Source organism: Mameliella sp. LZ-28 (genome assembly GCF_012274245.1).
Taxonomy (GTDB): Bacteria; Pseudomonadota; Alphaproteobacteria; order Rhodobacterales; family Rhodobacteraceae; genus Antarctobacter; species Antarctobacter albus.
The window spans coordinates 73,207-91,829 of record NZ_JAANYX010000003.1 but is presented as its reverse complement, the minus strand read 5'-3'; the positions used below and the strand labels follow the sequence as shown (position 1 = coordinate 91,829).

At 66.0% G+C, this 18,623-nt stretch carries 19 protein-coding genes; 11 read left to right on the top strand and 8 right to left on the bottom strand.

The window, feature by feature from the left end:
* Positions 1-17: 17 nt before the first annotated feature.
* The 9 genes from G9Q80_RS27780 to tcuB all read left to right on the top strand — a co-directional run bounded on the left by G9Q80_RS27780 (position 18) and on the right by tcuB (position 7,349).
* The gene (locus tag G9Q80_RS27780; protein ID WP_198550027.1) at positions 18-281 is read left to right on the top strand and encodes an NAD(P)-binding domain-containing protein; all 264 of its coding nucleotides are present in this window, start codon (positions 18-20) and stop codon (positions 279-281) included.
* A gap of 73 nt (positions 282-354) precedes the next feature.
* Positions 355-696 (top strand): bactofilin family protein, encoded by a 342-nt coding sequence (locus G9Q80_RS02400; protein ID WP_052244708.1) that lies wholly within the window; start codon positions 355-357, stop codon positions 694-696.
* Positions 697-741: 45 nt separating this feature from the next.
* Positions 742-1,629, top strand: a complete 888-nt coding sequence (locus G9Q80_RS02395) for a LysR family transcriptional regulator (protein WP_088716422.1) — start codon at positions 742-744, stop codon at positions 1,627-1,629.
* Between the two features lie 107 nt (positions 1,630-1,736).
* A complete protein-coding gene (gene wrbA, locus G9Q80_RS02390; RefSeq protein WP_088716423.1) occupies positions 1,737-2,360 on the top strand; it encodes an NAD(P)H:quinone oxidoreductase in 624 nt (207 codons plus the stop codon).
* Entirely contained in the window at positions 2,360-2,998 is a 639-nt protein-coding gene (locus G9Q80_RS02385) for a DsbA family oxidoreductase (RefSeq protein ID WP_088716424.1), read from the top strand. Before wrbA ends, G9Q80_RS02385 begins: the two co-directional genes overlap by 1 nt.
* Positions 2,999-3,164: 166 nt before the next feature.
* Positions 3,165-4,064 (top strand): EamA family transporter, encoded by a 900-nt coding sequence (locus tag G9Q80_RS02380; protein ID WP_088716425.1) that lies wholly within the window; start codon positions 3,165-3,167, stop codon positions 4,062-4,064.
* A gap of 156 nt (positions 4,065-4,220) precedes the next feature.
* Positions 4,221-4,877, top strand: a complete 657-nt coding sequence (locus G9Q80_RS02375; RefSeq protein ID WP_088716426.1) for a GntR family transcriptional regulator — start codon at positions 4,221-4,223, stop codon at positions 4,875-4,877.
* Complete coding sequence (tcuA, locus tag G9Q80_RS02370; protein ID WP_088716427.1) at positions 4,874-6,268, top strand: FAD-dependent tricarballylate dehydrogenase TcuA; 1,395 nt, start codon at positions 4,874-4,876, stop codon at positions 6,266-6,268. Before G9Q80_RS02375 ends, tcuA begins: the two co-directional genes overlap by 4 nt.
* A complete protein-coding gene (gene tcuB, locus G9Q80_RS02365; protein ID WP_088716428.1) occupies positions 6,258-7,349 on the top strand; it encodes a tricarballylate utilization 4Fe-4S protein TcuB in 1,092 nt (363 codons plus the stop codon). The genes tcuA and tcuB overlap by 11 nt, the downstream gene beginning before the upstream one ends.
* 13 nt (positions 7,350-7,362) lie before the next feature.
* On the opposite strand, the gene G9Q80_RS02360 is transcribed toward tcuB, so the two are convergent.
* From G9Q80_RS02360 to G9Q80_RS02335, 6 genes are all read right to left on the bottom strand, one after another.
* A complete protein-coding gene (locus tag G9Q80_RS02360; protein ID WP_043144837.1) occupies positions 7,363-9,138 on the bottom strand; it encodes an SLC13 family permease in 1,776 nt (591 codons plus the stop codon).
* A gap of 141 nt (positions 9,139-9,279) precedes the next feature.
* The gene (locus G9Q80_RS02355) at positions 9,280-9,942 is read right to left on the bottom strand and encodes an aspartate/glutamate racemase family protein (protein ID WP_088670749.1); all 663 of its coding nucleotides are present in this window, start codon (positions 9,940-9,942) and stop codon (positions 9,280-9,282) included.
* Positions 9,939-10,775: an ABC transporter permease gene (locus G9Q80_RS02350; protein ID WP_088716429.1), complete on the bottom strand. Its 837-nt coding sequence runs from the start codon at positions 10,773-10,775 to the stop codon at positions 9,939-9,941. Before G9Q80_RS02350 ends, G9Q80_RS02355 begins: the two co-directional genes overlap by 4 nt.
* A gap of 4 nt (positions 10,776-10,779) precedes the next feature.
* Entirely contained in the window at positions 10,780-11,646 is an 867-nt protein-coding gene (locus G9Q80_RS02345; RefSeq protein WP_088716430.1) for an ABC transporter permease, read from the bottom strand.
* 116 nt (positions 11,647-11,762) lie between these two features.
* Positions 11,763-13,034 carry an ABC transporter substrate-binding protein gene (locus G9Q80_RS02340; protein WP_088716431.1) on the bottom strand — a complete coding sequence of 424 codons (1,272 nt, stop codon included), beginning with the start codon at positions 13,032-13,034 and terminating at the stop codon, positions 11,763-11,765.
* An 81-nt stretch (positions 13,035-13,115) separates the two neighbouring features.
* Positions 13,116-14,090: an ABC transporter ATP-binding protein gene (locus G9Q80_RS02335; protein WP_074623008.1), complete on the bottom strand. Its 975-nt coding sequence runs from the start codon at positions 14,088-14,090 to the stop codon at positions 13,116-13,118.
* Between the two features lie 249 nt (positions 14,091-14,339).
* On the opposite strand from G9Q80_RS02335, the gene G9Q80_RS02330 reads away from it, so the two are divergent.
* Together G9Q80_RS02330 and G9Q80_RS02325 are read left to right on the top strand one after the other, a co-directional pair.
* Positions 14,340-15,026: a GntR family transcriptional regulator gene (locus G9Q80_RS02330; RefSeq protein WP_088670745.1), complete on the top strand. Its 687-nt coding sequence runs from the start codon at positions 14,340-14,342 to the stop codon at positions 15,024-15,026.
* Positions 15,023-15,856: a GNAT family N-acetyltransferase gene (locus G9Q80_RS02325; RefSeq protein ID WP_088716432.1), complete on the top strand. Its 834-nt coding sequence runs from the start codon at positions 15,023-15,025 to the stop codon at positions 15,854-15,856. The genes G9Q80_RS02330 and G9Q80_RS02325 overlap by 4 nt, the downstream gene beginning before the upstream one ends.
* Positions 15,857-15,860: 4 nt before the next feature.
* Here G9Q80_RS02325 and G9Q80_RS02320 read toward each other — a convergent pair whose 3' ends face one another.
* Together G9Q80_RS02320 and G9Q80_RS02315 are read right to left on the bottom strand one after the other, a co-directional pair.
* Entirely contained in the window at positions 15,861-18,005 is a 2,145-nt protein-coding gene (locus G9Q80_RS02320) for a DEAD/DEAH box helicase (RefSeq protein ID WP_088716433.1), read from the bottom strand.
* Between the two features lie 140 nt (positions 18,006-18,145).
* The gene (locus G9Q80_RS02315; RefSeq protein ID WP_088716434.1) at positions 18,146-18,607 is read right to left on the bottom strand and encodes a MaoC family dehydratase; all 462 of its coding nucleotides are present in this window, start codon (positions 18,605-18,607) and stop codon (positions 18,146-18,148) included.
* Between the last annotated feature and the right edge of the window lie 16 nt (positions 18,608-18,623).

The following is an 18,623-nucleotide window of genomic DNA, read 5'->3' as shown; positions in this document are numbered from 1 at the left end:
AACGGCAGGCGGGCCAGTTGATCCGCGATGCCGGGTTCGAGCCGCCGGACGCCGGAGGGTTGCGCACCGGGCGCTATGCCGAGCCCTTCGCGATGGTCACAGCCGTCCTGGCCTATGACCAGCCGGGCGGCCCGGCCCTGACCTATCGTTTCACGAAACTGGACCGCTACTCCCTGTGCCGCCAAGGGTCCCCCGGCGGGAATCTGCGACCGCGCATCATCACCCGTTCATTTTGGTCTGCACCGGGCCTTTTTTTGGTTAACTGGGACGGGCAAAGCTGACTATGGTCCCGGCAGGGGTCCTTGGCCGCCGATGCTTTGGCCCGAATGCATCATAGCCTTTGAAAGTTGAAACATGTCACAGACCACCTCCGCCACCAAAGCACGCTCTCACCTGGCAGCAGGGGCCAAGCTGGTCGGGGACCTGACGATCCCGGGCCACTTCGAGCTGGTCGGCCATGCCGACGGGCGCATCCGGGCGGATGGAATCACCATCGAGGCCGGCGGCTCTGCCGTCGGAGAGCTGCGCGCCGACACGATCATCGTGACCGGCAAGTTCGAGGGCCAGATCCTGGGCGGCGACGTCAAGCTGAGCGCGGGCGCGCAGGTGTCCGGAGAAATTTCCTACACCACCTTGACCATCGAGAGCGGCGCCAACGTGAACTGCAGCTTCTCGCGGGTCGGCAGCCAGGGCTGAGGCAAACGGCCTTCGCGGGCCGCCTGACAGCGGGAGCGCGCCACGATGGACAAGCTTTCCGTCATGCAAGCCTTTCGCCGCATCGTCGAGCGCGGCAGTTTTGCCCGTGCCGCCGAGGACCTTGGCGTCTCACCCGCGCTGCTCAGCCGGGAGATCAAGCTGCTGGAGGAAAGCCTGGGCAGCACGCTGCTGACACGGACCACTCGGTCGATGTCGCTGACCGATGCCGGGCGCCTGTACTACGATGAAACCAGCGGCATCCTGGATGCCGTGACCCGTGTCGAAACCCGCATACGCGATGGAGCCGGAGCAGTGCGCGGGCATCTCAGGGTGAATGCCTCGTCCTCTTTCGGGCAAGCGGTCATCGCGCCTTTCCTGCCCGATTTCCTGAACACCTATCCCGATCTCAAGCTGACCCTGTCGCTGGACGACCGCGTGGTCGACATGGTCGAAGGCGGGTTCGACGTTTCGATCCGCATTCGCTCGGCCATGCCGGATTCCGCCCTTGTCGCGCGCAAGCTGGGCACGATCCGGCAGAGGATCTTTGCCGCGCCCGCCTACCTAGAACGGGCCGGGACGCCAAAGGCCCCCGAAGAGATCCCAGGTCACCGGGTTGTCGGTTTCCTGCTGGCCAATCACCTGAACAGTTGGACCCTGCACGGCGCGGGCGGCACCCGGACCGTCGACCTGGACCCGCCGGTGCGTGTCGGCAACAGCCTGGTCCTGCGAGACCTGCTGATCGCGGGCCACGGCATCGGCACCCTGCCCGATTTCGTATCAGACGCGCCGGAAGCACGCGGGGAACTGGTACGTATTCTGCCCGACTGGGAACTGACCGCACCGGATATTTTCGCGGTCACCGCATCTCGGCTTGGGATGGACGCGCGGGTAACGGCCTTTCTCGACCACCTGGGCACGGCGCTGCGGGGCTGACATTCTTCAACCAGCGTAAAGAATGATTTGCGCGCGGGCCGGTTATTCCGGCGCCCGCTTTCCACGATCTTCGAGGGCATCACCATTCCAAGCCCAAGAGGATCCCCATGACCCGTGTTCTTGTTCTCTACTATTCCAGCTATGGCCATGTCCGCGCCCTGGCACAGGCCGAGGCAGACGGCGCCCGCAGCGTGCCCGGCACCCATGTCGACCTGCGCCGGGTGCCCGAAACCGTCCCCGAGGAGATCCGACGCAAGGCCGGGTTCATCGAGGATGACACGCCCCTGGCCACGCCCGCCGACCTTGAGGCCTACGACGCCATCCTGTTCGGCACGCCGACCCTGTTCGGCATGATGGCCGGTCAGATGAAGAGCTTTCTGGACCAGGCGGGCGGCCTCTGGGCGCGCAATGCGCTGGTCGGCAAGGTGGCGGGTGTCTTTGCCTCCACCGGCTCGCAGCACGGCGGCCACGAGGCGACATTGCTGTCCTTCCAGATCCCGCTGCAGCACTTCGGAATGCTGATCGCCGGGATGCCCTATACCTTTGCCGGTCAGACCACCGCCGACCGCATCATCGGCGGCGCCCCCTACGGCGCCGGGACCATCGCCGGAGCCGACGGATCGCGCACGCCCACGGAAACCGACCTCTCCGGGGCGCGGTTCCAGGGGGCCCACGTGGCCCGGATCGCCGCGCGCCTGGCCGGTGCCGAGCGACAAGGGGAGGCCGCGTGATGCCCACCCTGACCATCGACTTCTTCCATGACGTCGTATGCTGCTGGTGCTTCAACATCTCGTCGCGGATGCGCACGATTGCCGAAGAGTTCGACCTGACGATCCGGCACCGCAGCTTTGTCCTGCAGGACAGCCGTGCCGAGATGGCCGCTCGCTGGGGCACGCCACAGGCGGCGCGGGACACGATCCTGGGCCATTGGACGGCCTGTCGGCAGGTCAGCGACCAACCCGGACTGATCGACATCGAGGCAATGCGCGCCGCCTCTTTCGACTATCCCCACGGCCTGACCGCCGCGCTGGGATGCAAGGCGGCGGAACGGCTGGACGGACAGGAGGGGCACTGGCGGATGTTCGACCACCTGCAACGCGCCCATCTGTCAGAAGCCCGAGACATCTCTGATCCCGAAACGGTCCTGCAGGTCGCGCGTGACGCCGGATTCGAGGCGGCGGGTTTTGCCCGGCACCTCGCCGACCCCGACACCGCAAGCGCCGTCGAGGCCGACCGCCAGGTGGCCCGCGCGCTGCAAGTCCGTTGCATCCCCGCGCTCATCATCCGCGACACGGGCGCCCGCCTGGTCAATGGCCCGACAGAGGACTTGGCCGCGCAGATCCGCACCGCGCAACAGATCCTGGCCTGAAGGGAGCCGCCCATGCGTTTCCACCTTTTCCGCCGCAATCCCCGATCGCCAGAGTTGCGCGACCTTCCACCCCACCTCTTGCGCGACATCGGACTAACCCCCTGCCCGTTTCGCCCGCCGCATCCCTTTGACCGCCCCTGGTGAGCCGCCTACAAGGAAGCCCAACATGTCACGTACCACCGATATTTTCCTGACCGCGCTTGCCCCGGCGATCTGGGGCAGCACCTATCTTGTCACGACCGAGGCCCTGCCGGACGGGTATCCCGTCACGCTTGCCGCGCTGCGCGCCCTGCCCGCCGGTCTCCTTCTGCTGACAGTCACGCGTTGCCTGCCGCCACGCGCATGGCTGGGCCGGACCTTTTTGCTGGGCAGTTTCAACTTTGCCCTGTTCTGGGTGCTGCTCTTCGTGGCCGCCTACCGTCTTCCCGGCGGAGTCGCCGCGACGCTGGGCGCTGTTCAGACCATGATTGTCATTTTGATGGCACGGGGCTGGCTCGGGACGCCCATCCGGGCCGGGGCGGTCGCCGCTTCGGCGGCGGGGGTCCTGGGCGTGGCCCTGCTGCTGATCGGCCCCGAGGCCCGGCTGGACCCGGTCGGCGTGGCCGCGGGTCTTGGCGGCGCGGCCTCGATGGCGGCGGGCACCGTGCTGAGCCGCAAGTGGCAGCCGCCTGTTTCCGCGCTCAGCTTTACCGCCTGGCAACTGACGGCGGGCGGGCTGATCCTGCTGCCGCTCGCGCTGATCGTCGAGCCACCGCTGCCCCCGCTGACCGCCACCAACCTTGCCGGGTTGACCTGGCTGGGCCTGGTCGGGGCCGCCGCAACCTATGTGATCTGGTTCCGGGGCGTTGCGCGGATCGAACCCGGGGCCATCTCGATGCTGTCGCTGATGAGTCCCCTGACCGCCGTGATCCTGGGCTGGGCCTGGCTGGGACAAGCCCTGACCCCAGTGCAGGCGGTCGGCGCCATGATCGTCCTGGGCTCTGTCTGGGCCGGGCAACGCGCCAATCGTCCAAGCGCTGCGCCCGCTGTCGCGCCGATCCCGGCGGGGGTGAAACCACCGGCCTGAGGGCCGCCCGCGTCTCGACCCGAAAGTGACAACGCCCCTGGGCCCCGGCATCGACCGGGGCCCTTTTGTTTTTGGCCAAGGCAGTCCCGGGCGCGGGTTGAACCCGCGTGGATACAAGCGTATACATATGAGCACATCACGATCATGGACAGGCACATGGAGCATACGGACAACAAGACCAGGCAGGCCGCCGACCCCTACAGCCGGATCGTGGCCGAAATCCGCAAGGGCTCGATCCGTCCGGGCGACAGGCTGATCGAGACCGAGCTGGCGGCGAAATACGGGGTCTCTCGGACCCCGGTCCGGGAAGCCGTGCACAGGCTGGAGGCCGACGGCCTGGTGACACATGTCCCGCGCAGCGGACTGGTGGTGCGCCAGCTGGATTACGCGGAGATCACAGAGCTTTACGCCATGCGCGCGGTCCTTGAAGGTACGGCGGCGCGCTTTGCCGCGCGCTCCGTCTCGGAGGTCGAGATGGCAGAACTGGCCACCATCAACGAAGAGATGCGCGACGCCGAACAGATCGGCGCCGCCTACGAGGCCAACGCCCAGTTTCACCGCGTTGTCCTGAATGCCGCCCGCAACCGGTTCCTGATCCGCGCGGTCGAGGCGGTGCAGAAGACCCTGCTGATCCTCGGTCGTTCAACCCTGGCCGAGGACACCCGGTTCGAAAAGGCCGTGGCCGAACACGAGGCGATCCTGCAGGCCTTGCGCGCGCGGGACGAGGACGGGGCCGAGCGGCTGATGCGGGATCACATCGAGGCGGCGCTGCAGGTCCGCCTGCGGCAATACCGACGGGAGGTGACGGAATGAGCGGGATCGAAAAAGCCGGCTGGGACGTGATCGTGGCAGGCGGCGGCAATGCCGCGCTTTGCGCCGCGATCGAGGCCGCCGAGGCCGGCGCGCGCGTGCTGGTCCTGGAAGGTGCACCAAAGGATTATCGCGGCGGCAACTCTCGCCACACCCGCAACTTTCGCTGCATGCATCGCGGTCCCTTGTCTGTCCTGACCGACAGCTACGGCGAAGACGAGTATTTCGACGACCTTATCCGCGTCACCAAGGGAGAGACGGACGAAGGGCTGGCCCGCCTCGCGATCCGGCAATCCGAGGACTGCCTGCCCTGGATGGAACGCCACGGCGTGCGTTTTCAGCCCTCCCTGTCGGGCACGCTGTCGCTGAGCCGGACCAACGCCTTTTTCCTGGGCGGCGGCAAGGCGTTGGTGAACGCCTACTACAACACGCTGGAGGACCTTGGCGTGACCGTCCGATACGAGGCCCAGGTCACCCATGTGCATATCGCGGACGGCCGGTTCGAGGCGCTGGACGTCACGCTGGATGGCGAGAGCCTGCGCATCCCGGGCCGGGCGCTGGTGCTGGCGTCGGGCGGGTTCCAGTCGGACATCGACTGGCTGGCACGGGCATGGGGCCCCTCGGCGCGCAACTTCCTGATCCGGGGCACGCGCTACAATCGCGGTGTCGTGCTGGCCGATATGCTGGACCAGGGCGCCGAAAGCGTTGGCGATCCGACACAATGTCACGCCGTGGCCATCGACGGGCGGGCGCCGAAATACGACGGCGGGATCGTCACCCGGCTGGACTGTGTGCCCTTTTCCATCGTCGTCAACCGCGACGGCGACAGGTTCTATGACGAGGGTGAGGACGTCTGGCCGAAACGCTACGCGATCTGGGGCCGGTTGGTGGCCGCACAGCCCGACCAGGTGGCCTATTCAATCATCGACTCGCGCTCTGTCGAACTGTTCATGCCCTCGGTCTTTCCGCCGGAAAAGGCCGATACCATCGCCGGACTGGCCGACAAGCTGGGTCTGCCCGCCGACAAGCTGACCCAGACGGTCGAGGCCTTCAACGCCGCTTGCGGCGAGGGGACGTTTTCGCCCCAGGAACTGGACGGGCTGGCGACAGAAGGGGTGGAGCCGCCCAAGACGAACTGGGCCCGCCCCATCGCCGAGCCGCCCTTCTACGGCTATTCCCTGCGCCCCGGCGTGACCTTCACCTACCTGGGCCTGAAGGTGGACGAAACCGCCCGCGTCAGCGGGCCGGATGGGCGCTATGCCAACATCTGGGCCGCCGGAGAGATGATGGCCGGTTCGATCCTGGGACAGGGCTATCTTGCCGGGTTCGGCATGACCATCGGAACCGTCTTCGGACGTATCGCAGGACAGGAGGCCGCCGCCCATGTCGTTTGACGCCGCCACGCAATCCCCCTCGACCGACACGATCGCAGAGGCCCGCCGCCAGGTCGAGATCTGCAACGCCTGCCGCTATTGCGAAGGGTTCTGCGACGCTTTCCCGGCCATGTTCGCAGAACGGGTTTTTGGCGACGGGGACATCGTGCAGATCGCGAACCTCTGCCACAATTGCCGGGGTTGCTACTACTCGTGCCAATACACCGAACCGCATGAATTCGCGCTGAACCTGCCACAGGCGCTGGCCGACGTGCGGGTCGACAGCTGGGACAGGTACGGCAGGCCCAGGGGGCTTGGGGCACTGTTCCAGAGGCACGGAGTGGCCCTGTCCGCCGCGCTGGTTGCGGGGATTGCCCTGCTGTTCCTGGCACAGGCCATGCTGACCCCGGCAAACGGCGAAGGGTTCTACGCGGTGCTGTCCCACACGGTCATGGTGGCGATCTTTCTGCCCGCCTTCCTCTTTCCAATGGTGGTCCTTGCCCTGGGCCTGCGGGCCTATTGGCGCGACGTCGGCGGGGCGCCGGTCCGCTGGACACACCTGCGTCGCGCCGCTCTGCGCGCCGGACAGTTGAAGAACCTCGACGGCGGCCAGGGACAGGGCTGCAACTTTGAAAAGGGCGACCGCTACAGCCAGGCCCGGCGCCATGCCCACCAGGCGACCTTCTGGGGCTTCCTGCTGTGTTTCGCCTCCACCTCCTCGGGCACGCTGATGCATTACCTGCTGGGGCTCGAGGCGCCTTATGGCCTGCTCAGCCTGCCAAAGCTGCTGGGCGTGCCGGGTGGGCTGCTCCTGACGCTGGGCGCCTTCGGTCTGGCGGGGCTGAAGCTGAAGGCCGATCCGCAGCTTGGGGCGCAAAAGGCCTGGGGCGGCGAGATGGCCTTTGTGCTGCTGCTGGGGCTGACCGGCCTGACCGGGCTGATCCTCTATGCGGTCAGCGGCACCGGCGCGGTGCCCGCCATGCTGGCCCTGCACCTGGGCGCGGTGCTGACATTGTTCCTGACCACGCCCTATTCGAAGATGGCGCATGGGTTCTACCGGTTCGCGGCCCTTGTCCGCGACGCGCAGCAATGGCAGGCCTGAGGAGGCCTGCCCCTCAGATCGGCCAGAACAGCAACAGGGCCGGGATCGACACCGCGATCACCAGAACCTCCAGCGGCAGACCCATGCGCCAGTAGTCGGAAAACCGATAGCCGCCAGGGCCAAGGATGATGGTGTTGTTCTTGTGCCCGATGGGCGTGAGAAAGGCGCAGGAGGCCGCAACCGCGACCGCCATCAGGAAGGTGTCCGGGTTGGCGTCCAGCGTTCTGGCAATCGACAGGCCGATGGGCGCGGCAATCAGTGTCGTCGCGACATTGTTCAGGAAATCGGACATGGTCATCGTGACCAGCATCAGAACTGCAAGGCTGACCCAGGGCGCGCTGTCCGCCGTCAGGACCAGGATCTGACCGGCCAGCAATTCCGCGCCTCCGGTCCTTTCGAAGGCTTCGGCCAGCGGGATGAGGCTGGCCAGCAGCACGATCACCTTCCATTCGATCGAATTGTAGACCTCGCGCCCGGTGACAAGGCCCAGCAGGAGGAAGGCAATGACCGCCGCTGCCAGCGACACGGCCAGCGGCAACAGGCCGGCCACGGCCAGCCCGACGGCCCCCACGAAAACCGCAATCGACAGGCCGGCCTTGCGGCGCTGGATCACCTCGGTGTGGCGGCCTTCGATGGGCAGGACGCCCAACCATTCCATGCTGCTTTCGACGTTGCGGGGCGTGCCCAGCAACAGCAGCACGTCCCCCGCCCTGACCCGCAACAGACGGACACGATCCTGAAACCGCCGCCCCTCGCGCGAGACGCCCAGCAGTGTGACCGCGTGCCGATGCAGCAGGCCGAGGCTGCGGGCCGTGTGGCCATTGATGCGCGCATCGTCGGGCACGATGGCCTCGCGCAGGGCCAGGCCCGGCGCAAGCACCCCGCCCTCGTGCTGTTCAGAGCCTGCGAACTCCAGCGATGCCTTGCCCATGAAGGCCTCGATGGACTTGGGCTCGCCCTCGACCACGAGGAAATCGCCGGGCTGCAGGGTTTCGCGGCTGGCCAGCCCGGGGCGGCGCTTGCCGTGGCGGATCAGGCCCAGGATGTGGATGTCCGTATCCTCGGCGGTGGGGTACAGGGACAGGACGGTGATATCCTTTTCACCAGCAGACTCGGCGACCTTGAGTTCGGCGACATAGCGCCCCTTGCGAAAGGCCTGCCCCTGTTCGGCGATCGAGGTGCGCGACGGCAGGAGCCGCCACCCGATGAGCGCGACAAAGACGATGCCCGCGATTGCCACCGTCAGCCCCACTGGCGCGAAATCGAACATCGAGAAGGACTGGCCTAGGACGTCCTGCCGATACTCGGAGATAACGATGTTCGGCGGTGTCCCAATCAGCGTGACCATGCCGCCCAGGATGGTCGCAAAGGACAGCGGCATCAGGCTTTGCCCCGCCGCGCGCTTGGCCTTTTCCGCGGCCTCGACGTCCAGCGGCATCAAAAGCGCCAGCGCCGCCACGTTGTTGATGACCGCTGACAGGACGGCGCCCGCGCTGCCGATGATGGCGATATGCAGGGGCAAGGGGCGTTCCGGGTCGATCACGCGGCTGGCGATCAGTTCCACCGCCCCCGACGAGGACAACCCCCGGCTGACGATCAGGACCAGCGCGATGATGGCCACCGCAGAATGGCCGAAGCCCGAGAACACATCGTCCGAGGGCACCAGCCCAAGGATGGCGCCCAGGGTCAGCGCCCCGAAGGCCACGAGGTCGTAGCGCACACGCCCCCAGACCAGAAGCACGAAGATCACCGCGAAAAGGCCTATGATGAGTGTCTGGTCTTCGGGCATCTGCGGGGCCTCCGGCTTTGTCGGGCACCGCGACAGGCAGGCCCGTCCCGGCACCTGCCACGGTCGTTCCGCGCCAGCCTACCCGCCTCACCATCCGGGCACAATTCCACCCGTGCCGGACCGCCGGCAGGCGCCTGCCGGCTACCCGCCTCTGCCGAGAAACCCCGCCGCCGCCTGCGCCAGCAGGGCCGAGGCGGCCACCCCGTCGATCAACGGGATCGTGGTCCGTTGCGCCAGTTCAGGGGTCAACGGCGCCATGCCAGCGCAGCCCAGGATGGCACAGGCGGCCCCGTCCTCCGCCCGCGCGGCCTCTATCTCGGCCGCGATGCGGGCGACGGTCTCGGGCGCGCCCTTCTCGATGGTCAGCACCGGCAGGCCGCTGGCCCGGACAGAGGCACAAAGACCGCGAAATCCCGATGTGTCGATGTTCTCGTCGATCACGGGAATCGAGACCGGCAAGGAGGTGACGACGGAAAACCGCAACCCCAACAGCTGTGCCATGACATAGGAGGCCTGTCCGATCCCCAACACCGGGCAGCCGGCCTGTGCCTGCGCCTCTGCCAGTCCCGTGTCGTCGAAACAGGCGATCACGATGGCATCCGCGCCTTGATCCCGCGCCGGCCCCAGCCGGGCCAGAAGGCCCGGAACGGCGGTTGCGCCGTCCTCGGGACCCTCGATGGCGGCAGGCCCGTCGCTGTTGGTCATGCCGAAGATCTCTGCCCCGGGCAGGGCGAGCCGCGCCGCCTCGACGATGCCATCCGTCATGGCAGCGGTGGCATTGGGATTGATGTAGGCGATCTTCATACGCCCTTGCCCGCGTCCGATCCCAGCCGCGCGCGGCGCTTGCCCATGACCCAGACGGTCAGCAAGAACAGCCCGATGATGGCAAAGGAGAATACCGTGGTCAGCGTGCCCAGCGCATAGATCACCGGGGTCGTGACGTTGGTCGTCATGCCGAAGATCTCCAGCGGCAGCGTGTTGTAGCTGCCCGCCGTCAGCAGCGTGCGCGCAAATTCGTCGTAGCTCAGCGTAAATCCGAAGAGCGCCACCCCGATCAGCGAGGGCGCGATGATCGGCAGCACGACAAAGCGGATCGTCTGCCAGGCGCTTGCCCCCTGGTCGCGCGCCGCCTCTTCATAGCTCTGGTCGAAGCGGTTGAAGACGGCGAACATGATCAGCAGGCCAAAGGGCAGCGTCCATGTCAGTTGTGACCCGAAACCGCTGGTGGCCCAGTGCACCTTCAGCCCCAGCTGGTTGAAGATCAGCCCGACGCCCAGCGAAATCAGGATCGACGGGATCACCAGAGAGGTGATTGCCGCGTAGAACACCAGGGCGGAACCGACAAAGCGCTTGCGGAAGGCCAGACCGGCCATGACCGAGACGGCGACCGTCGTCACCATGACCATAAGCCCGAGGCCGAAACTGCGCCGGAAGGCACCCCAGATGTCACCCACCGCCTGTTCCTGGAACAGGTCGCGGAACCAGTGGGTCGAGACCCCGTTCATCGGGAAGGTCAGGCCGCCCCTCGGACCCTGGAAGCTGAGGACACCGATGGTCAGGATCGGCCCGTAGAGGAACAGCACGAACAGGCCGAAGAAGGCGGCGAGGACGTAAAAGCTGCGGGGACGTTTTTCCATTGGATCACAGCTCCTTGCGGATGTTGACAAAGCGCAGCAGGATCGCGATCACGATCAGGACCGTGCACAGAAGAACCACCGCTGTCGCCGCCGCCGAAGGGTATTGCAGCAGCGCGATGTCGTTCGAGATAAGCCGCCCGACGTTGGCGCGCTGCGAGCCGGACATGAAACGCACGGTGATGAAATCGCCCATCACCAGCGTGACGACAAAGATGGTTCCGATCATGATGCCCGGCTTGGTCAGCGGCAGGATCACGTGCACCAGCGTCTGAAAGCCGCTGGCGCCATTGTCGCGCGCCGCCTCCAGCAGGGATTTGTCGATGCGCATCATGGTGTTGAAGATTGGCACCACCATGAACAGCGTATAGAGGTGAACAAAGGCCAGGATGACCGAGAAGTCGGAATAGAGCAGCCATTCCAGCGGCTCGTCGATCACGCCCCAGGAAATCAGCGTCTGGTTGGCGATTCCGTTCCGCCCCAGGAAGGGGATCCACGAAATCATGCGGATGATGTTCGAGGTCCAGAAGGGGATCGTGCAGACCAGGAACAGCGCGATCTGCATGGTCAGGCTGCGGACATGGAAGGCCAGGAAATAGGCCACGGTAAAGCCGATGGCCAAGGTCAGCGCCCAGGTGATCAGCGCGTATTTCAGCGTCGCGCCGAAGACCTTGTAGGTCACGGGCGATCCGAACAGGAATTCATAGTTGTCGAACTGGAACGCCGGGTAGATCGAGAATTCCGTCGCGCCCCAAAAGCTGACGACGGCGATCATCACGATGGGCGCGATCAGAAAGGCCAACAGCACGACGGACAGGGGCATGGCCATCAGCCAGCCCAGGACATGCCGGTTCTTGAGAGGGGTCGCAGCCATCTGGCCTCCGCAGGGGTCTGCCCGGATCGGGAATTGGTCAGGATGACCCCCGGACCGCGTACGGCCCGGGGATCTGAAGGGGACCGGGGGGATAACGGACCCGGCCATTCACCGCGTCATGCCGCGATGAATTCGTTCCACTTGCGGACCATGTACTGGTTTTCGTCCATGACGGCGTTCCAGCAGGCCACGCTGCCCATGCGGTCGTAGAAGGAACCGCCGTCGCGGACCTCTCCGGCCTCGGCCAGCTTGTCGCCGGTGGGCGAGGTGATGACGTCGGTGGCTTCCTTGCCCTCGAACCAGTAGCCCCACTCGTTTTCGGTCATGAAGTCCTTGGAGGTCTCCGGCACGGCCGAGTAATAACCCTGGCGCATCAGGTAGCCGCCGACCCAGCCGGAGAGATACCAGTTGATGTAGTCATAGGCGGCGTCCAGCTCCATGCCCGACAGCGAGGACGACAGGCCGATACCGCCGCCCCAGCTGCGATAACCCTCTTTCAGGGGTTGGTAGACGCAGGGGATGCCGCGCGACTTGACCGCGGTGATCGCGGGCGACCACATCGACTGGATCACGACCTCTCCCGAGGCCATCAGGTTCACGCTTTCGTCGAAGGTTTTCCAGAAGGCGCGGAACTGGCCGTTCTGCTTGGCCTCGGTGAAGATCGCCATCGTCTTGTCGATCTCGTCGCGGGTCATGTTGCCCTTGTCGCCGTACTGGATCTCGCCCATCGCCTCGCAGACCATCGCCATGTCCATGATGCCGATCGAGGAAATGTCGAGGATTGAGGCCTTGCCCTTGAACTCGGGGTTCAGCAGCTCGGTCCAGCTTTCGATGGGGCGGCCGATCAGGTCGGGGCGGATGCCCAGCGTGTCGGCGTTGTAGATCGTGGGGATCAGGGTCATCCAGCCGGTTTCCTCGTCGGCAAAGCTGGTGCCGCCGGGGCCGTCGACAAAGCCCACTGTATGCGGTGCGGTGCCCTGCGCGATCTCGCTGTCGGGTGTCAGCTTGCCCGAACGGAAAATGCCCACGATCTTGTCGTAGTTGGCGATCTTCGAGGTGTCCATCGCCTGCAGGTTTCCGGTCGGCCAGACCTTCTTGCAGATCCAGTATTCGATGTCGGCAATGTCAAAGCTGTCGGGCTGGGTGGCCGCGCGCTGGGTGACGCTGTCGGAATCGAGCGCCGTCATTTCCAGTGTGAAGCCCAGGTCCTCTTTCACCTTCTTGGCCACGTCGTTGAGGTTCGACACGCCGGTGCCGAACTGGCGCAGCACGATGTCCTTGGTGTCCTGCGCCCAGAGCATCGGCGCGGGCAGGGTTGTCGCCGCGACGGCCGCGCCGCCTGCCTTCAGCAGCGAACGGCGGGTATATCCAACCTTGGGTTTAGCCATAGTCTTGTCCTCTCTGTTCAGTCGTCTTGTCTTGGTGGTTGATGCGTGATCTCGAAAACGGCGCTTGCCGAACCGCGTTTTTCAGGCGGTCAGGCGATGCAGCCGCGCCTCGTCCCAGCTGAGCCGAACGGCATCGCCGGGATTCTTGGGGGCGGCAAAGAACTGGTCCTCGGGCAAGAGCGCCAACACCTCGTCACCGCCTTCCGTGGTCGTGGACACGGCGACAGAGGCGCCCTGGTACTCGATCGCCATGACCGTGGCGGCCATGCCCTCGTCTGCCAGTTGTACCGCGTCGGCGCGCACCGTGACCTTGCCTTGGGGCAGCGTGATGACGTTGTGACCGCCGATGAACCGGGCCACGAACTCCGTACGTGGCTTTGCCCAGACCTCACGCGCGGGGCCTGCCTGTTCAATCACCGCGTCGTTCATCACCACGATTTCATCGGCCAGTGCCAGCGCCTCGTCCTGACCGTGGGTGACGTGGATGAAGGTGATCCCCAGCTCGCGCTGCAGCTTTTTCAGCTCTGTCCGCATCCGGATGCGCAGGAACGGGTCAAGCGCGGACAGAGGTTCGTCCAGCAACAACACCTTGGGTTCCGTCACCAGCGCACGCGCCAGCGCCACACGCTGCTGTTGTCCACCGGACAGCTGCGCCGGCAAGCGGTCGGCCAGATGGGTCATGTCCACGAGCGCCAGCAATTCGTCCGCCCGCTTGTGCCGGGCGGACCGGTCAACGCCTTTCATACGCAGGGAGAAGGCCACGTTGTCGCGCACCGACAGATGCGGAAACAGCGCATAGTTCTGGAACATCATCGCGGTGCCCCGCTGCGCGGGCGCCAGTGGCGCCACGTCATGACCGTCCAGCAGGATCGACCCGTCGCTGACCTCTTCGTGCCCGGCGATCATCCGCAGGGTCGAGGATTTCCCACACCCCGACGGTCCCAGAAGACAGACATAGCTGCCCGGGGCGAAGACGTGGTTCAGATCACGCACGGCGACAGTTTCGCCATAGCGTTTGGTCAAGTGAACCAGTTCCAGATCATATCCTGTGCGCATGACGCCCCCGTTTGCCTGTCAGGGAAACCTTGTTGCGCTCTTGCCGGGATGGGGGAGCGTTTTCAGCCTCCCGACCCCCGCGAAACACGGATCGGGCAAAAATTGAGCATTCGCGGCATCGCTGTGCGCAAAAATGAACGCAATTTCGTATACAATCATGCGTGCAAGGCTGCGTCCCAGCGCCCGCTTGTCCCCAGGCCGCCGAATCGGAATAACGGAACGCAGAGGTGGTCGTTGGCACAGAGTGACATGAACAAGTTTGAAACGAAGCATTGGACCAGCGACACCGTAGCCGCGGACCTCGAACACGCGATTCACGAACACAGGCTGCCCCCGGGCACCAAGCTGGGTGAGGATGAGCTGGCCGAGGCCTATGGCATCAGCCGCACCATCGTCCGCGCTGCCCTGCTGGCGCTGTCACACCGCCGACTGGTCGAGCTGAAGCGCAACCGGGGCGCCTTTGTCGCGCAACCCACCGTGCGAGATGCGCGCGAGGTATTCGAGGCGCGCGCACTGCTGGAGCCGCGCACCGCGCATTCGGCGGCAGAGCGGATGACGGACGAGGACCTGGCGCTTTTGCGCAGCAATATCGCCAGCGAGCACGAGGCGCTCGACGCCGGAGAGAATGGCCGCGCCCTGTTCCTGTCGGGGCAATTCCACGTCGAGATCGCGCGCATCGCCGATCAGACGACGGTCCAAGGCTTCATCTCGGAACTGATTTCGCGCTCGTCGCTCATCATCGCGCTCTATTGGCGGCGGCGGGCGGCGCTGTGCGAAACGCAGGCGCATCACGCCCTGCTGGACGCCTTTGCCAACCGGGACGGCGCCCTGGCCGAACAACTGATGAAAAGCCACCTTCTGGATCTCGTGGCCTCGCTGGATCTGCGCAACGTCACGCAACCGCCCACCTCCCTGCGCGAGGCCCTGAAAAGATGACACAGCCGAATTGCCGAACCGCGACGCTGGAAGAGATCGAGCTGATGCTAGACTGGGCCGCCGACGAGGGCTGGAACCCCGGGCTGGCGGATGCGCAGGCCTTTCAGGCGGCGGACCCCGAGGGGTTCTTCGTGGCAGAGGTGGACGGAAAAACCGTTGCCGCGATTTCCGTCGTGAACCATTCGCCGCAGATGGCGTTTCTTGGGCTTTACCTCTGCCTGCCGGAATATCGTGGACGGGGAATCGGCTATGCGCTGTGGACACGGGCGCTGACCCACGCCGGGGCGCGCACAGTGGGGCTAGACGGCGTGCCCGCGCAAGAAGCAAACTATGCAAAGTCCGGTTTCGTGCTGGCCGGGCGCACCCGGCGGTTCGAAGGCACGTTGGACCACTGCGATACCGCCGCGAGTCTTGCCGGCGCGGCCGATCTGGATGCCATTACGCGATTGGACAGGGCGGCCAACGGCTATGACCGGCCCGCTTTCCTTGCAGAATGGACAACACAGTCAGGCAGCCGAAAAACGGTCTTGCTGCGGGGGCCGCAGGGGATCACCGGCTTTGCCACCGCCCGCCTTTGCCGGAATGGCTGCAAGATCGGCCCGATCGTGGCCCCGACCGTCGACGAGGCATTGACCCTGGCCCGGCAGGCCGCCTCGGCGCTGGAGTGCAGAGACGTCATCATCGACACGCCCGATATTCCCGGCGGCCTGGGTCAAAACCTGCAAGGCATGGGCTTTGAGGAAAGCTTTGCCACAGCCCGCATGTACCGTGGCCCGGCCCCCTCGCCCGGCCCGACACTGCAGGCCATCGCAACGATGGAACTGGGCTAGAGGCTCAGCCGCGCCGGGGCGGCTCGTTGCCGCCTGCCCCCTTACGCGGTTTGCCCGGGCCTTTCCCCGCACCGCCGGCGCGCGGCCTGCCCGGTTTGCCAGCCGCTCCCGGAGGCGTGAACCGCTTGGACGTGTCAGAGGCCTGCGCCTTGGGCGCCGCGGGCTTGCGCGGACCGCCGTCGGGTTTGGCGCCACGTCCTTTCGGGCCCGCCCCACCCGGTTTGCCGAAGGGCTTGCCCCCGGGCTTGCCCCCGGGTTTACCCGTGGACCTGCCGTCCGGTTTGCCCGTGTATTTTCCCTTGGGCTTGCCGGGGCCTTCCTTGCCGGCGGCGGGCTTGCCCGGCCGCCGCTCCTTGTGGGCCTCACCGTCGGGCCGTTTCGGCTTGCGCGCGACCGGAGCCTCGGGCGCCGTAGATGCGGGCGCCTCGGCAACCGGGGCAGCGGACGCCTCGGCCTTCGGCTCCGGGCGCGGTTTGCCCTTCGGGCGATCATCCGACCGGGCCGGGTTCTTGTGGCCCTGCGGGCGGTCAGGTTTGCGTCCGGCCGGGGCAGGCTTGCGCGGCGCAGAGGTGAATTCCGGCGCGCTGTCCAGTTTGCGGACCGTCACGCCCTCTTGCAGCTCCGCCCCTTCGCCGATCGCGGAGAGGAACCCTGGAACGCTGGCCTCGGCCAGTTCGACATAGCTTTCCGATTGCTGGATGCGGATCGCACCGATGGCGTCCTTGTCCAGGTTCCCCACGCGGCACAAGAGCGGCAACAGCCAGCGCGGTTCTGCCCGGTCGCCCCGCCCGACAGACAGCGCGAACCACGTGCTGGGACCGAAAGGCTTGCGCTCCTTGCGCTCGGGGCGGGCGTCGGGGTCCGCCAGGTCCTCGGGGGCGGACAGGCGCGCACGATGCAGCGCCAGGTAGGCGGCGGCGATCTTTTCCGGTCCGTAGAGATCAAGCAGACGGGCGGCGAAGGCCTCCTGCTCGGGCGTGGTCTCTGCCTCCCAGACGGGATCGGCCAGAAGGCGTTCCTCGTCCTTGCGCAGGATGTCGTCGGCAGAGGGCGGCAGGATCCAGTCGGCCTCAATCTTGGCGAATTTCAGCAGGCGCTCGGCCTTCTTGGTCACCTTGGGCGGCACGATCAGGGCGGAAATCCCCTTGCGCCCAGCCCGGCCCGTGCGCCCGGAACGGTGCAGCAGCCCTTCGGCGTTCGAGGGCAGTTCGGCGTGAATCACCAGTTCCAGCCCAGGCAGGTCGATGCCGCGCGCCGCCACGTCGGTCGCCACGCAGACCTTCGCGCGCCCGTCGCGCATCGCCTGCAGCGCATGGGTACGTTCGTTCTGGCTCAACTCGCCCGACAGGGCCACGACGGAAAAGCCCCGGTTCGTCAGTCGCGCGGTCAGGCGGTTCACCATCGCACGGGTATTGGCAAAGACGATTGCATTCTGCGCATCGTGAAAGCGCAGCAGGTTGATGATGGCGTTTTCCGCGTCCTGTTGGGCCACGCGCAACGCCTGGTAGGCGATGTCGGCGTGCTGCCGCTCGCCGGTGAGCGTGGTCACGCGGACCGCGTCACGCTGGTATTGCTGGGCCAGCTTGGCGATCATCGGCGGCACGGTGGCCGAAAACAGCAGCGTGCGCTTGTCCTCGGGCGCCTCGCCCAGCATGAATTCCAGGTCCTCGCGGAACCCGAGGTCCAGCATCTCGTCCGCCTCGTCCAGCACGATGGCGCGCAGGCTGCCCAGGTCCAGCGAACCGCGCTGGATGTGGTCGCGCAGACGCCCGGGCGTGCCGACGACGATATGTGCCCCCCGCTCCAGCGCACGGCGTTCGTCACGCATGTCCATGCCGCCGATACAGGTCGTCACCCGCGCGCCCGCCTTGGCATAGAGCCAACCCAGCTCGCGCATCACCTGCAACGCCAGTTCGCGCGTGGGGGCGACGATCAGGGCCAGGGGTTCCGCTGCCGGTTCCATTGACTCTGCCTCGCCCAACAGGGTCGGTGCGATGGCAAGGCCAAAGCCCACCGTCTTGCCCGATCCGGTCTGGGCCGAGACCAGCAGGTCCTTGTCCTCGAGGTCGGGATTGGTGACGGCCTCCTGGACGGCGGTCAAAGTTTCGTAGCCGCGCTCGGACAGCGCATCGGCGAGGGCCTGGATCATGTTTGAAATCAGTCTGGACATTTGGGGCGCAGATGCGCGGTCGGCCCGTGCCGACCGGCAAAGGCAAGCCTAGCCCATTATACCCTTGCGGGCCGGCTGTATACCTCTAATCGCGCAATATGTTGGCCGAAACGCCGCGTTCACCCCGCCCCGGCGATCAGCAGGATACCATGCGCGACCAGCGCGGGCCGGTCCTGGCCCTGTATCTCGAAGGTGGACTTCAGTTCGACACGGACGCCACCGTCTCGCGGTTCCGCCGCAATCACCTCCTGTCGCAGCCGGACGAAGGCGCCACAGGGCACCGGCGCGGTAAAGCGCACCTTTTCATAACCATAGTTCAGCCCGGCGCCGCGCCGTTCGATGCGGAACAACTGCCGTTGCAGTCGCGGCGCCAACGCCAGCAGGAACAGCCCGTGCGCGATGGTGCGCCCGTCCGGCTGCTCGGAGGCGGCGCGTTCGGTGTCGACGTGAATCCAATGGTCGTCGCCGGTCAGCTCGGCGAAAGCGTCGATCTTGTCCTGCGTGATGTCCACCCAGTCCGTTGCGCCCGGGCTGGCGCCCTGATGATCGGTGAAATCCATAGGGGTCTGCAGGATCAGCATCTCTTTCCTACCGGCT

Coding starts and splice junctions, on each gene's coding strand:
- G9Q80_RS02360 (WP_043144837.1), bottom strand. CDS start 9,138: ATGCCCGAAGACCAGACACTCATCATAGGCCTTTTCGCGGTGATCTTC.
- tcuB (WP_088716428.1), top strand. CDS start 6,258: ATGTCGTTTGACGCCGCCACGCAATCCCCCTCGACCGACACGATCGCA.
- G9Q80_RS02385 (WP_088716424.1), top strand. CDS start 2,360: ATGCCCACCCTGACCATCGACTTCTTCCATGACGTCGTATGCTGCTGG.
- G9Q80_RS02320 (WP_088716433.1), bottom strand. CDS start 18,005: ATGATCCAGGCCCTCGCCGATGCGCTGTCCGAGCGCGGCTACGAAACT.
- G9Q80_RS02340 (WP_088716431.1), bottom strand. CDS start 13,034: ATGGCTAAACCCAAGGTTGGATATACCCGCCGTTCGCTGCTGAAGGCA.
- G9Q80_RS02315 (WP_088716434.1), bottom strand. CDS start 18,607: ATGCTGATCCTGCAGACCCCTATGGATTTCACCGATCATCAGGGCGCC.
- G9Q80_RS02335 (WP_074623008.1), bottom strand. CDS start 14,090: ATGCGCACAGGATATGATCTGGAACTGGTTCACTTGACCAAACGCTAT.
- G9Q80_RS02330 (WP_088670745.1), top strand. CDS start 14,340: ATGAACAAGTTTGAAACGAAGCATTGGACCAGCGACACCGTAGCCGCG.
- G9Q80_RS02400 (WP_052244708.1), top strand. CDS start 355: ATGTCACAGACCACCTCCGCCACCAAAGCACGCTCTCACCTGGCAGCA.
- wrbA (WP_088716423.1), top strand. CDS start 1,737: ATGACCCGTGTTCTTGTTCTCTACTATTCCAGCTATGGCCATGTCCGC.
- tcuA (WP_088716427.1), top strand. CDS start 4,874: ATGAGCGGGATCGAAAAAGCCGGCTGGGACGTGATCGTGGCAGGCGGC.
- G9Q80_RS02355 (WP_088670749.1), bottom strand. CDS start 9,942: ATGAAGATCGCCTACATCAATCCCAATGCCACCGCTGCCATGACGGAT.
- G9Q80_RS02380 (WP_088716425.1), top strand. CDS start 3,165: ATGTCACGTACCACCGATATTTTCCTGACCGCGCTTGCCCCGGCGATC.
- G9Q80_RS02345 (WP_088716430.1), bottom strand. CDS start 11,646: ATGGCTGCGACCCCTCTCAAGAACCGGCATGTCCTGGGCTGGCTGATG.
- G9Q80_RS02325 (WP_088716432.1), top strand. CDS start 15,023: ATGACACAGCCGAATTGCCGAACCGCGACGCTGGAAGAGATCGAGCTG.
- G9Q80_RS02350 (WP_088716429.1), bottom strand. CDS start 10,775: ATGGAAAAACGTCCCCGCAGCTTTTACGTCCTCGCCGCCTTCTTCGGC.
- G9Q80_RS02395 (WP_088716422.1), top strand. CDS start 742: ATGGACAAGCTTTCCGTCATGCAAGCCTTTCGCCGCATCGTCGAGCGC.
- G9Q80_RS02375 (WP_088716426.1), top strand. CDS start 4,221: ATGGAGCATACGGACAACAAGACCAGGCAGGCCGCCGACCCCTACAGC.